At 60.9% G+C, this 12563-nt stretch carries 12 protein-coding genes and 1 tRNA gene; 5 read left to right on the top strand and 8 right to left on the bottom strand.

Annotated elements, in window-relative coordinates; genetic code table 11:
* The first annotated feature begins 289 nt into the window (after positions 1-289).
* From ACP7BE_RS05165 to ACP7BE_RS05155, 3 genes are all read left to right on the top strand, one after another.
* A complete protein-coding gene (locus ACP7BE_RS05165; protein WP_153380085.1) occupies positions 290-802 on the top strand; it encodes a GNAT family N-acetyltransferase in 513 nt (170 codons plus the stop codon).
* 87 nt (positions 803-889) lie between these two features.
* Positions 890-1366 carry an anti-virulence regulator CigR family protein gene (locus tag ACP7BE_RS05160; protein WP_426105005.1) on the top strand — a complete coding sequence of 159 codons (477 nt, stop codon included), beginning with the start codon at positions 890-892 and terminating at the stop codon, positions 1364-1366.
* Positions 1367-1640: 274 nt separating this feature from the next.
* Positions 1641-1715, top strand: a tRNA-Gln gene (locus ACP7BE_RS05155).
* Positions 1716-1879: 164 nt separating this feature from the next.
* On the opposite strand, the gene ACP7BE_RS05150 is transcribed toward ACP7BE_RS05155, so the two are convergent.
* The gene (locus tag ACP7BE_RS05150) at positions 1880-2737 is read right to left on the bottom strand and encodes a GNAT family N-acetyltransferase (protein ID WP_426105003.1); all 858 of its coding nucleotides are present in this window, start codon (positions 2735-2737) and stop codon (positions 1880-1882) included.
* Positions 2738-2790: 53 nt separating this feature from the next.
* Positions 2791-3510 carry a murein L,D-transpeptidase catalytic domain family protein gene (locus tag ACP7BE_RS05145; protein ID WP_426105001.1) on the bottom strand — a complete coding sequence of 240 codons (720 nt, stop codon included), beginning with the start codon at positions 3508-3510 and terminating at the stop codon, positions 2791-2793.
* A gap of 144 nt (positions 3511-3654) precedes the next feature.
* Between ACP7BE_RS05145 and ACP7BE_RS05140 the strand changes: the two genes are divergently transcribed.
* Positions 3655-5214 carry a L,D-transpeptidase family protein gene (locus ACP7BE_RS05140; protein ID WP_426104999.1) on the top strand — a complete coding sequence of 520 codons (1560 nt, stop codon included), beginning with the start codon at positions 3655-3657 and terminating at the stop codon, positions 5212-5214.
* Between the two features lie 142 nt (positions 5215-5356).
* Positions 5357-6439 carry an NAD(P)H-dependent flavin oxidoreductase gene (locus tag ACP7BE_RS05135; RefSeq protein ID WP_426104997.1) on the top strand — a complete coding sequence of 361 codons (1083 nt, stop codon included), beginning with the start codon at positions 5357-5359 and terminating at the stop codon, positions 6437-6439.
* On the opposite strand, the gene ACP7BE_RS05130 is transcribed toward ACP7BE_RS05135, so the two are convergent.
* The 6 genes from ACP7BE_RS05130 to ACP7BE_RS05105 form a co-directional block, all read right to left on the bottom strand.
* The gene (locus ACP7BE_RS05130; protein WP_095000065.1) at positions 6412-7725 is read right to left on the bottom strand and encodes an MFS transporter; all 1314 of its coding nucleotides are present in this window, start codon (positions 7723-7725) and stop codon (positions 6412-6414) included. The two genes, ACP7BE_RS05135 and ACP7BE_RS05130, sit on opposite strands and share 28 nt — an antisense overlap.
* Before the next feature lie 71 nt (positions 7726-7796).
* Positions 7797-8819, bottom strand: coding sequence for a 4-hydroxy-2-oxovalerate aldolase (dmpG, locus tag ACP7BE_RS05125; RefSeq protein WP_095018480.1), 1023 nt, complete (start codon positions 8817-8819; stop codon positions 7797-7799).
* 10 nt (positions 8820-8829) lie between these two features.
* On the bottom strand, positions 8830-9759 hold the full coding sequence (locus ACP7BE_RS05120) for an acetaldehyde dehydrogenase (acetylating) (protein WP_426104994.1): 930 nt from the start codon (positions 9757-9759) through the stop codon (positions 8830-8832).
* Positions 9760-9780: 21 nt separating this feature from the next.
* Positions 9781-10572, bottom strand: a complete 792-nt coding sequence (locus ACP7BE_RS05115) for a fumarylacetoacetate hydrolase family protein (RefSeq protein ID WP_095000068.1) — start codon at positions 10570-10572, stop codon at positions 9781-9783.
* 137 nt (positions 10573-10709) lie between these two features.
* Positions 10710-11483, bottom strand: coding sequence for a glucose 1-dehydrogenase (locus ACP7BE_RS05110; RefSeq protein ID WP_095000069.1), 774 nt, complete (start codon positions 11481-11483; stop codon positions 10710-10712).
* A 29-nt stretch (positions 11484-11512) separates the two neighbouring features.
* On the bottom strand, positions 11513-12493 hold the full coding sequence (locus ACP7BE_RS05105) for a flavin reductase family protein (RefSeq protein WP_095000070.1): 981 nt from the start codon (positions 12491-12493) through the stop codon (positions 11513-11515).
* Positions 12494-12563: the final 70 nt, after the last annotated feature.

Below are 12563 nucleotides of genomic sequence, written 5' to 3'. Positions count from 1 at the left end.
CAGGCGTGATGTGCCAGAAGCTCGCTCAATGCCTGCGCGTCAGGGTATTCAGTGTCACGTATTACTGCTGTTTTGTACCACGGGAGTGCTACAAAACACATCGCAAGAACGCCTTGCTCTACGAGGATTGATCAACGGGAACAGTTATTGCTTGAAGGGCTGAGGGCGGAGGGAAATGCAGACCGCGCAGATTTGTGTGCGCTGTAAGGGTGCGTAAGTTAATCAGGAATTGCGTGTTTTCGAGCGCAAGCAGTTGACCTACTCAGAACAGTTTATAGGGAGCTATCGCTTGGAAAACCTGGTCATTCGTCATGCGCAACTAACGGATGCGACGCAGCTCTGCAATGCCGAGCGTGAAACGGCCAAAACCCCCGGTTTGCTTGTCTCGCGGCCAAGTGAGTTTAACACTGCAGCCTTTGAGCGAAAAATTCTTGCCCTGAAGGATGATGGCCTTTACCTGGTGGTTGAATGGAATGACCAGATTGTCGGGCATGCTTTGCTTGAGCCAATGGGGCTTGAGGCCTTTAAGCACGTTATGAGCCTGACTATCGTTGTGCATCCCGACTATGTGGGGCAGGGTATCGGCCATGTGTTGATGACGCGCTTGTTGCAGTGGGCCGGGGATCGCCCGGGGCTGGTAAAAGTCGAACTGCGGGTGCGTGAGGTCAATCGCCGTGCGAGGCACCTTTATCTGAAGTTCGGCTTTGTGGAAGAAGGTCGTCTTGAAAAGCGTATACGCCTACCCGATGGCAGTCTGATCGCGGATATCACCATGGCCTGGTTCGCACCGGAGCACAGCTGAAGCAGCACTGGGTGGCAGCTTGATGCCCTGACGAACTTAAGCTGTCGTCTATAGTCAGAGGACCACCCTTATTCTGAGTCCTCGACCATGTTAACGCCTCGTTCACTGATTACAGCCATTACGTGTGTTGCGCTTGTTTGTGGCCCGGTCACTGCCTCGGCCGATCCAGGTAACGGGAACGGGAACGGTAAAGGCAATGACAAAGGCGGTCAGCACTATGACCAGGATCATGGCAAGCAAGGTGGCCAGGGCAATAAAGGTAAAAAGTCAGGCGGTGACGACAGGGCGCATGGCCCGAGTATCAATCGTGCAGCCACGCTTGAAATCATTCACGGGCATAGAGATTACTGGAGCCGAAGCCAGGCGCTGCCGCCCGGCATCCAGAAGAATCTGGCGCGGGGCAAGCCGCTGCCGCCGGGTATTGCCAAAAAGCTGGATGGCCGACTGGCCAGCAGGCTGCCTCATTACGAGGGGTACGAATGGCAGCAGGTGGGCACGGAGTTGATTCTGGTCTCCATTGCCACCGGGTTGGTTTATGAGATTCTCAATGGTGCCTTTGATTGATGTGACGCCGTTGTGTCGATCAGTGCCTGAATCTCCGGGCTTATCCCTCGCCTAGACCCGGGAAAAGCCCGGCCAGCCGGGGCAATGTGCCAGTGTTTATCACTAAGTGGCTGTTTTTGAATAAATTTATTTAAAAAGTGCTTCCCATATCCTCAGAGTGCGGGTATATTTGCGCTCGTTCTCACAGCGAACCCTTTCAGGTTCACGGCGATTGGCAACATTCGCAAGCTGCAAGGACGTTAAATGAATGCCAGGCATTCATCGCAACAACTACAGGGGCGTCGCCAAGCGGTAAGGCAGCAGGTTTTGATCCTGCCATGCGTTGGTTCAAATCCAGCCGCCCCTGCCATTTTTCAGATCTTGTCCAGCATCGGGCAAGACTCTCCAAGCACAGCGTCAACGCCGTTCGGCCTGACGCAACCTCGCTAGTCACCCATCCCATACCAATTAATACCACTGTCTTTTTCTTGCCCATCCGGTTTGTGGCGGATCAGTCCTGCGCGTTTCTGCAGCTCAACCCATTGCCTGTGAAAGCAGTGCGTACTGGTGAACACCTTCAGTGGATTGCGGGGGTGTGCCGAGGGCCATTTGGGTCACCCGGTCTACTGGGCCCAGGCCGGCCCGCGTCAGCCATTCACACAGACCGCTGTTATGTGGCACATCGATACGCACAAACTGGCCAGGGATCCGTGAGAGCAGGGTGGCGATCAGGTGCCTGGCCTGCCGGGGATTTTGGGCAATCACCGGGCCAATGCAATGGCCCTTTCCGGCGCGGCGCAACAGGGCAAACGCCTGTAACTGGCCACCGCACTCGATACCGGCCGTGTGTTCGATAGTGTCGTGCAGATGCGCGAAAATGGCACTGCGATCCAGCCCGCTGCCAGCGTTGGCCAGTGCCAGTTGCCGTGCCTGATCCTCTGCGTTGAGGCTGCGGCAGTGTTCGTCTGCGGCCAGCGGTTCAAGGGCCATACATTGTGCCGGGCCCTGGCGCTGCTCGAGGGTGCCGAACTCGATAAAGCCCTGGCTCAGATACAGCGGTGCGCCTGCCGCCGAGGCATTGAGGATCGCCGTGGCCGGCTTGCAGGCCTCGAGCGCCAGCTCCATCAATCGGCGGCCAACACCCTGGCCCTGATAATCGGGGCTGACCACCACCAGGCCAATGGTTGCAAACGCACCTTGTGGGCAGGCGAACGCCGTGCCGATCAAGCGCTCACCTTCGCAGGCCGCAAAGCCTTTGCACAACCGGTGCAACAACGCCCAGTCTTCCAGGCGATGGGGCCAGTTCAGTTGCGCGGACAACCTGTGGGCGGCGGGCAAGTCGGCCCGGATCATGGCGCGGTAAGTGAAGGCAGCCTGTTGCTGCGCGGGCATGATGAAACTCCTGGAACATGTGCGCACTATCTACAGGTATTGCCGCCGCGCTTTCAACCCCCGTGTGCGACCTCATGCCTGGCCGACATGATGCTCGCCACCTGACGTGGCTGGCAGTTGAGGTAGGCCGAGGATTGCAGCCATTGCTGGTCGGGGTACCAGGCAAACATGAACTGGCCATTTTTGAGTTTATCTACGACCTGACGCGCCACTTGCGGGCGGACCGCCGGGCAGCCGAGGCTGCGGCCGATGCGGCCCTGGGTTTTGCTCCACAGCGGGTTCACGTAATTGGCGGGGTGGATCACGATCGCCCGTTCACGGGCCTGGTCATTGATGCCGGGCTCAAGGCCGTCCATGCGCAATGAGTAACCATGGCTGCCCACATAGCTTTCCTGGGTGCTGAACAGGCCGAGACTGGACTGGTTGCTGCCTTCGGTATTGGAGAAGCTGGTGGCGAAGTTCTCGCCGGATTGTTTTCCGTGGGCCACCAGATCACGCAGAACCAATGTCTTGCGGGTCAGGTCAAAGATCCAGAGACGGCGAGAGGTTGAAGGTTGCGAGAAGTCGATTACCGCCAGATGCCGAGCCTGTTTGGCTCCGTTATTGACCGCACACTGCATGGCGCTGAGGGCGCTTTTCAGGGCTTGGGGGTTGAGTTCCGGGGCGGCATGGCTGAGCTTGTTGAGCAAGAGCGGATTAGCAGCGTAGGCAGTAGTGCAGGTTGCGCTTAAGGCGATGGCTGCAAAGCAAAAACGGCGTAAAAAGTTGAGCATGATTTGCGTATTCTCGATGTAGTCAGACCAGTAATGCTGCGCCGATAACTTGGCGCTTGGGTTTTAACTGCTAGCCTGTGGGTTTGCCGTGACCGCTGATTGAGCTGAAGTTAAAGATGACGGCCCATAATTGGAGTAAAGCAGTTGTTCAAAAAACGCGCATTTTACTTGAGCATTGCCTTGCTGACTGTGCCACTGGTCGCTGTAGCAGATACCCTGCAGCCAGACACCGCAAGCCCGGTACAGCAGGCGCTTGGCCAATTGCCGCAAACCTGCCCGGGGCTGGCGCCACGGGTCAGCGAACCGATGCTGCGCATGCTGCAGGGGTTTTATCAGGGGCAGAATGACCAGCCGGTTTGGTCGGTCAATGGCCGTTTGAGCGCCCTGCAAGGGGAGCTTGCGCAGTTGGCGGATGACGGTCTGGACCCCGACACCTACAAACTGCCTGTCGCTGGTGATCTGTGTGCCGATATCGGGATCAGCCAGCAGTATCTGCAAGCCTTGCAGGACCTGCACTATGGTCGCCTGCAGCAGTCGCGGTTCGAGCCGGTATGGCATGCCAGTGAGGTTGCACAAGACCGCCAGGCCCGCATCCTGGCCTTTGCCGGCCCGGGTCTGGCGGACTTGCCCCGGGCTTTTGAACAGGCGCGCCCGCAAAACGAGCTGTATCAAAACCTGCGCCGGGTTTATGCCCGCCAGCGCCAGCAACCCCTGCCACAATGGCAACCGCTGCCCAGCGGTCCGTTGCTGCGCCCTGGCACTGAGGATGCGCGGGTGCCCGAACTGGCCCGGCGGCTGGTCAGTGAAGGCTATCTCAACGCGATGCCGTTGACGGTCGATCATCATTACAGCAATGAGCTGGTGGCAGCGGTGAAGAGCTTTCAGCTCGATCACTCCTTGCAGGCTGATGGCGTCGTCGGTGCGGGCACCTTGAAAGAACTGAATATCAGCCCCCGTGAGCGGCGCGAACAGCTGCGCATCAATCTGGAGCGCTTTCGCTGGATAGCCCAGGATCTGGAGCCCGATGTCCTGCTGGTCAATGTGCCCGCAGCGCAACTGACCGTGTACCGCAACGGTGTGCCGGTGTGGCAGACACGCACCCAGGTCGGCCGTGCCGAGCGCCAGACCCCGCTGCTCAAGTCCCGGGTCAATCGCCTTACGCTCAACCCGACCTGGACCATTCCGCCGACCATCTTTCGTGAAGACAAACTGCCGCAGATCCGTCGCGACCCGTCTTTCCTCAGCCGTCAGGACCTGCAGATTGTGGACAGCAACGGCCAGCCGCTGGCGGCTCAGGATATCGACTGGGATCGACCGGGCAACATCCTGCTGCGCCAGGGCGCGGGGCCGAGGAACCCGTTGGGCCGTATTGCCATCCGCTTCCCCAATCCGTTCTCGGTGTACCTCCACGACACCCCTAGCCAGGCCTTGTTCAGCAAGGGGCCACGGGCCTTCAGTTCGGGTTGCGTGCGGGTTGAAGCGGTGTTCCAGCTGCGTGACTTGCTGGTGACACCTGCCGAAAAAGTCCGTAGCGAGGAGCTGTTGGGTACCGGGCTGACCCATGAGTTCAGGCTGTCGAACCCGACACCGATCCTGATGACCTACTGGACCGCCCAGGCAAACAAGGACGGCAAGGTGACCTATGCACCGGATATCTACAATCATGACCCGGCATTGATTGCGGCACTGGCCAGCAAAAAATAATTCGGCTATTGCGGACTTTCGTAGCAGCTGACGAACGCAGCCTCGCTCCGCTCGTCAGCTGCTACATAGTCTTGGGCAACTTGCCTCATCTGCAGGCGAGCCACTAGTATCCAGCTCCCGATTGTCGACCCTGAGAGCCCCCATGAGCTGCTGGCCCGATTCGCGTTTCACCGATCTGCTGGGTATCGCCCACCCCCTGATTCAGGCACCGATGCTGGGCGCTGGCGCCGATATCATGATCGGCGTGGCACAGGCCGGGGGGCTGGCCTCACTGGCCTGTGCCACGTTGAGCCTGGAGGCCATCCGCAGCGAGGTGGCAACCTTTCGGGCTGCCTGCGACCAGCCGCTCAACCTGAACTTTTTCTGCCATCAGCCTCCGGAGTACGACGAGGCTGCCATCGAGCAGTGGAAGTCGCTGTTCAAGGCCTATTACAGCGAGCTCGGCGCCGATTATGACGCGCCCACTCCGATATCCAGCCGCGCGCCTTTCGATGAAGCCACCTGCGCCCTGGTCGAGGAATTGCGCCCCGAAGTGGTGAGTTTTCACTTTGCCCTGCCGGCACCGGAGCTGGTGGCCAGGGTCAAGGCCTGTGGGGCCAGGGTGCTCAGTTCGGCCACGACGGTTGACGAGGCGCAATGGCTGGAACACCACGGCTGTGACGCAATTATCGCCATGGGCTATGAAGCGGGCGGTCATCGGGCGATGTTCCTGCATCGTGAGCTGACCACGCAAATCGGCACCTTCGCTCTGGTGCCGCAAATCGTCGATGCCGTGTCGGTGCCGGTGATTGCTGCAGGCGGCATCGCCGATGCGCGAGGGATCGCGGCGGCGTTTGCACTTGGCGCCAGTGCCGTGCAAATCGGCACTGCTTACCTGTTTTGCCCTGAAGCAAAGCTGGCCAGGGCTCATCACCGTGCGTTGCGCGAGGCTCAGGCCAGTGATACCGCGCTGACCAATCTGTTTACCGGGCGGCCAGCACGGGGCATCGTCAATCGGGTCATGCGCGAACTGGGCCCGATCAACTCCCAGGCGCCGGCTTTTCCGTTGGCCGGTGGCGTGCTGCTGCCGCTCAAGGCCAAATCCGGGGCTGACAGCGGCGACTTTATCAACCTGTGGGCGGGCCAGGCTTTCCCCCTGAGCCCCGGGCGCATGGCCGAGCTGACGTCGTATGAGCTGACACGCAAATTTATCGACGATTATGCCGCCCGCTCTACATGCCTATAGCAATTTTGCCCGGCATGGCTGGCGGTGCGAATCAGCAACATGATTGCACCTGCCACCGGCAGGCTTACCAGCAGTAATGCATAGCGCAGCGATTCAATACCGAAAGCCGGCTGCAGGGCATCGCTGAGCAAACCGGCCAGCAACGGCCCCAGGCCAATCCCCAGCAGGGTCGAAATAATGGTCTGCAAGGCCATCGCCGTACCCCGGCGGTTGGCCGGGACCAGTTGGGTGATCAGATTGAACGACGGCGCGACCCACCACACCGAAAAAAAGCTGTAGAGCGCGCACAGCAGCATCGCACTGGGCACCGGTACGCTGCCCACCTGCAGCCACACTGTGTTTGGCCACAGCAGGTAGGCGAACAGCGCACTGAGCGCTGTCACATGCCCTATGACCGGAATGCCCACTTGCCAGTGCGGGTTGCGCCGGGTCAGGTGGTCACTCAGCCAGCCGCTGAACAAGGCGCCGATCCCGGCAAAGCCGCCGCAGATAAAACCCGCCAGCAACCCGGCATGTTGCAGTGACAAACCGTGGGAGCGCACCAGAAAGCTGGTGTTCCACATGCCGATTGCATACGAGCCCAGGGTGGTCAAACCACCCGCCATCACCAGGCAACGGTAAGCGGGCAGGGCCCAGAGTTTGCGTGCCTCGCTGCCCATGCTCTGCAGGGGGTGGGCCGCGTGGGCGCTGGCCAGGTCCCAGCGGCCACGCGCCGGGTCCTTTACCACAAAGGCCAGCAGCGTGGAGAACATCAGCGCCGGCATGCCGATCACGATAAACGCGGTGCGCCAGCCATAGTGCTCAACCACCCAGGCGCCAAGGCTGAGGCCGATCACTGCGGAGAAGGTCGGTGCCGCCGTGAAGCAACTGATGGCAAACGATCGGCGATGGGGCGGGTAGAGGTCGGCAATGATCGACATCGATGTCGAGGTGGTCGGCGACTCGCTCACCGCCACAGCCATGCGTGCCAGGGCGAGCATCCAGAAGCTCACTGCCAGCCCGCACAACATGGTTGCCACGGCCCACAGCAAACAGGCGATGGCCAATAAGCGGGTGCGTACCATACGGTCGGCCAGGCGACCGGCAGGCAGGGCAAGCAGGGCGAACACCGCGGCAAAGGCCAGGCCGGAAATCAGCCCCATCGCTGTGTCACTGACGCCGAACTCGGCTTTGATCGGCTCAATCATCACTGCCAGAATCTGGCGCCCGACAAAGTTGTCGGCAAACACCGCTGCCAGCAATAACAGCAAAGCATGGCTGCGCCAGCCGACATGAGTGTTGGACATGGTGGGTTTCCTGTTGGGTAAAAACGCCGAAGGCGCTGACCCGGTCAGCGCCTCCGTCAAGGTGCGACGCCTCAGGCCCGCTGGCGCGCCAGGGTCATGGCGGTGTCTTCGATCATGTCTTCCTGGCCGCCAACCATGCCGCGGCGACCCATCTCCACCAGAATCTCCCGTGCTGGCACGCCGTACTTTTTCTCGGCGCGCTTGGCAAACAGCAGGAACGAGCCATACACCCCGGCGTAGCCCATGGTCAGGGCATCGCGGTCGCTGCGGATCGGGAAGTCCATGATCGGCACCACCAGATCCTCGGCCACGTCCTGAATGCCAAACACACTGACCCCGGTTTCTATGCCCATGCGGTCGCAAACGGCCACCAGGATTTCCATCGGCGTATTCCCCGCGCCCGCGCCGAGCCCGGCCGCCGCAGCGTCGATGCGGGTGGCTCCGGCCTCGATGGCCGCGATGGAGTTGGACACGCCCATCGACAGGTTGTGATGGCCGTGAAAGCCGATCTCGGTATCCGGGTGCAGGGCCGCACGCAGGGCTGCAACCCGCGCCTTGATATCGTGGGGCAGCATATAGCCGGCCGAATCGGTGAGGTAGACGCAGTTGGCGCCGAAGCTCTCCATCAACTTGCCCTGTTTGACCAGCCCCTCGGGACTGTTCATATGGGCCATCATCAAGAAGCCCACGGTGTCCATGCCCAGCTTGCGGGCATAGGAGATGTGTTGCTCGGACACGTCCGCCTCGGTGCAGTGGGTCGCCACACGGATGGTATTGACCCCCAGTTCATGGGCCATTTGCAGATGGTCCACGGTGCCGATACCCGGCAGCAGCAGGGCTGACACCCTGGCCTTTTTCATCATCGGGATCACGGCCGACAGGTACTGCTCATCGGTGTGCGCCGGGAAGCCGTAGTTCACCGAGCTGCCACCCAGGCCGTCGCCATGGGTGACCTCAATCAGCGGCACGCCGGCTGCGTCCAGGCCGCAGGCGATGTCTTTCATCTGCTGCAGGCTGATCTGGTGACGCTTGGGGTGCATGCCGTCGCGCAGGCACATGTCATGCACGGTAATTTTTTTGCCGCGAAGATCCATGATCGGCTCCTTAAGCGAGGGCAGGTTGGGGGGCTGATGCCTTGAGTTGCAGCTCGCCCTTGAGGATTTCCTCGGCGAACATCTCGGCGGTGCGGGCGGCGGCGGCGGTCATGATGTCCAGGTTGCCGGCGTACTTGGGCAAGTAGTCGCCCAGGCCTTCGACCTCCATGAAAATCGAGACCCGGTTGCCGTCAAACACCGGGCCGTTGACCAGCTTGTAGCCGGGCACATACTGCTGCACCTGCTCGATCATGCTGGCGATGGCCAGGCTGATAGCGGCTTGATCCGGTTCGGTTTCAGTCAGGCAATGCACGGTATCGCGCATGATCAGCGGCGGCTCGGCAGGGTTGACGATAATGATCGCCTTGCCCTTTTTCGCCCCGCCCACCTGCTCGATGGCACTGGCCGTGGTGCGGGTGAATTCGTCGATATTCTTGCGCGTGCCCGGGCCCACCGATTTTGACGCGGCAGTAGCGACGATTTCGGCGTAAGCCACCGGCTGGACGCTGGACACGGCCGCCACCAGGGGAATGGTGGCCTGGCCGCCGCAGGTGACCATATTGACGTTCATGGCGCCGCGCTTGAGGTTGGCCTTGAGGTTGACCGGCGGTACGCAATACGGGCCAACGGCAGCCGGTGTCAGGTCGATCATCAGCACGCCCAGCTCGTTGAGCTTGCGGCTGTTTTCAGCATGGACATAAGCCGAGGTGGCATCGAAGGCGATCTGGATATTGTCTGCCAGCACGTGTGGCAACAGACCGTCGACCCCGTCACTGGTGGTCTTCAGGCCCATCTCGCGGGCGCGGCTCAGGCCTTCGGAGGTGGCATCGATGCCCACCATCCACACGGGCTCCAGCACTTCGCTGCGCAGCAGCTTGTAAAGCAGATCGGTGCCGATATTGCCCGGCCCGATCAGGGCACATTTGATCTTTTTGCTCATGGCTAAGGTCTCGAAGGGGGGTTAGGGCACAAAGCGCAGGTTGGCAGAGCCCAGGCCGCTGAGAGTCAGGCTGACCTCATCGCCGGGTTGTACCGGAACCAGCGGCGCCAGTGCGCCGGAAAGGATGATTTCGCCCTTGCGAAACGGGATGTCGAACTTGCCCAGGGTATTGGCCAGCCAGGCCACGGCCTCGCAGGGGTGGCCCTGTACCGCCGAGCCAAAACCATGACCGGCGGGCTGGCCGTTTTTCAGCAAGTGCAACTCGACCTTGGCCAGATCCAGCTCGCGCGGGTTGATGCGCTGTTCGCCCAGGGCGAACACACCGCAGGAAGCGTTGTCGGCCACGGTGTCCTGAATGCGGATTTTCCAGTCGGCAATGCGCGAGTCGACAATTTCGAAACACGGCACCACCCATTGGCTGGCTGCCATTACGTCTTCGGCGGTGATGCCGGGGCCGTGCAGGTCTTCGCCGAGGATAAAGGCGATTTCGCCTTCAGCCCGTGGCTGCACCAGGTGGTGGGCGGCAAAGCTCACATCGCTGTTGTCGGCGACTTGCATGCGGTCGGTCAAGAAGCCGAAATCGGGCTGGTGCACATCAAGCATGTCCTGCACGGCACGGCTGGTAACGCCAATTTTTTTGCCGACCACCTGCTCGCCCAGCGCCTGGCGGCGTTGCAAGAAACGCAGGGAAATCCGGTAGGCCGTGTCCAGGGTCAAATCCGGGTAACGGGCGGTCAATGGCTCAAGGCTGCGCCGCTCCAGCAGGGCGTGAAACAACTCGTCGCCCAGGGCTTCAATCAACTGTGTGTCCATAAATACGCTCTCTAAAACGCCAGAAAACTCCTTGTGGGAGCGGGCTTGCCCGCGATTCAGGCGCTGCAATGTTTCAGGCAGACCGCGTTGATTCCATCGCGAGCAAGCCCGCTCCCACAGTTTTTGTGTCAGGTGGCTCAACCCGGCCAGACGCTCGATTCGGCGCCACCGTCTACTTCCAGGATCTTGCCGGTGACCCAGCGTGAAGCCGGGCTGGCCAGGTACAGCGCTGCAGCCGCGATATCTTCAACTTCGCCCAGGCTTTGCAGCGGCGTGGCCTTGATCATGCCGTCGCGCATGGCCACCGGCAGCACGCCATTGAGGGCGGCAGTCAGTACCGGGCCGGGAGCAATGCCGTTGACCCGTACCTGCGGCGCAAAGTCCTGGGCCAGCAGGCGGGTCATATGGCTCAGCGCCGCCTTGGCGGTGCCGTAGGCGCTGAATTGGGTTTGCGCATAACGCGCCGCGCCCGAGGTGATATTGATGATGTTGCCGCTGCCGGCTTCGCGCATATGCGGCACGCACAGCTGGCTAAGGTGATAGGCCGAAGACACGTTGAAGCGCATGATTTCTTCAAAACGCTCCACGCTCAGGGTCAACGGGTCGTTGGGCCCGGCGCCGCCAGCATTGTTTACCAGGTGGGTGATGCGGCCCATCTGCTCGCGGGCCTGGGTGACCAGAGCGCTGCGCTGTTCGCTGTCATTGACGTCGCAGCTCAGGGCCAGGGCCCGACGGCCGAGGCTGCGTACTTCTTCGGCTACGGCTTCAACGTCGGCCAGGGTGCGGGCAGCCAGAACCACGTCGGCGCCTGCTTCAGCATAGGCCAGGGCGATGCCGCGCCCGATGCCGCGGCCGCCGCCGGTGATCACCGCCACGCTGCCGGTCAGGTTGAAGCGCTGAATAATATTCATAAAAGTCCTTTTCCTTTTTAGGTACAAAGCTAGCGGGGCGCCCACAGGTCGGGCAAGCCGGGATCACTGGCGGCAATCAGGCGCTTGAGCAGCACCTTGAGCGCCTGGGCATCACCGGGAGCGAGACGGGCCGACACGTTCTCTTCCACCGCCTTGGCCAGCGCCACCTGTTGCAGCGAGGCCTCGCGGCCGGTGGCGGTCAGCACATAGCGTGGCGCCTGCTGGCTGCCTTCGAGGGCGACCAGGTTCTGCTTTTCAAGAAAGCGCATGCTTGCCACGCTTACCACATGCCCGGTATAGCTGACGAAGTGATTGATTTCATCCAGGGTCAGGTTGTCGCGAATACACAGCACTGACAGGATAAAAAAGGCATGTTCGTCCAGCTGCTGGTTGCTCAGCAGGCGATGCAGGGCGTCGAGCAGCTGATAATGGGCGCGGCCCAGCAAGTAACCGAGCAGGTCTTCGGTGTAACTGCATTCCGGCGGTGGCGGGGTGGTTGCCAGGCGCAGCTCGCTGCGCGGCTTGCGGGTTGCCAGGGCATATTGGCCACTTTGAAAGGCCAGCGGTGCACGGTCACTGTGATCGAAGGCGAGTACTTCCCCGACGAATATCACATGGTCGCCGCCTTCATACTGAAAAGCCGTGCGGCACTGAAACCTCGCGGTGCAGTCCTGCAACAGCGGCGCGGGGCTGATGCCGTTATCGAGTTCGATTTCGGCAAACTTGTTCTCGCCCTGCATGGCAAAGCGTCCGGACAGCGGCTCCTGCTCTGTCGACAGCACATGCACGTTCCAGTGCGAACCGGCACTGAATACCGGCAGGCTGCGGGCGGACTTGGCCAGGCTCCACAGCACCAGCGGCGGGTTGAGCGATACCGAGTTGAAACTGTTGGCCGTAATGCCAATGGGCGAGCCATCTTCGGCCTGGGTGGTGATGATCGTCACCCCGGTGGTGAAGGTGCCCAGCGCGGTACGGAATGCCTGCGGGTCAAAACTGCTTTGCACTGCCATGACGAACCTCATGGATTGAATTTTCGTGCTGGCAGTATTCCCCTGGCTTGCGGGGGCTACATCGTCTTAA

It is taken from the genome of Pseudomonas sp. TWR1-1-3, from assembly GCF_049896805.1.
Classification (GTDB): Bacteria; Pseudomonadota; Gammaproteobacteria; order Pseudomonadales; family Pseudomonadaceae; genus Aquipseudomonas; species Aquipseudomonas bubulae.
The sequence above is the reverse complement of the archived record's forward strand: the minus strand, read 5'-3'. Positions and strand labels throughout refer to the sequence as shown.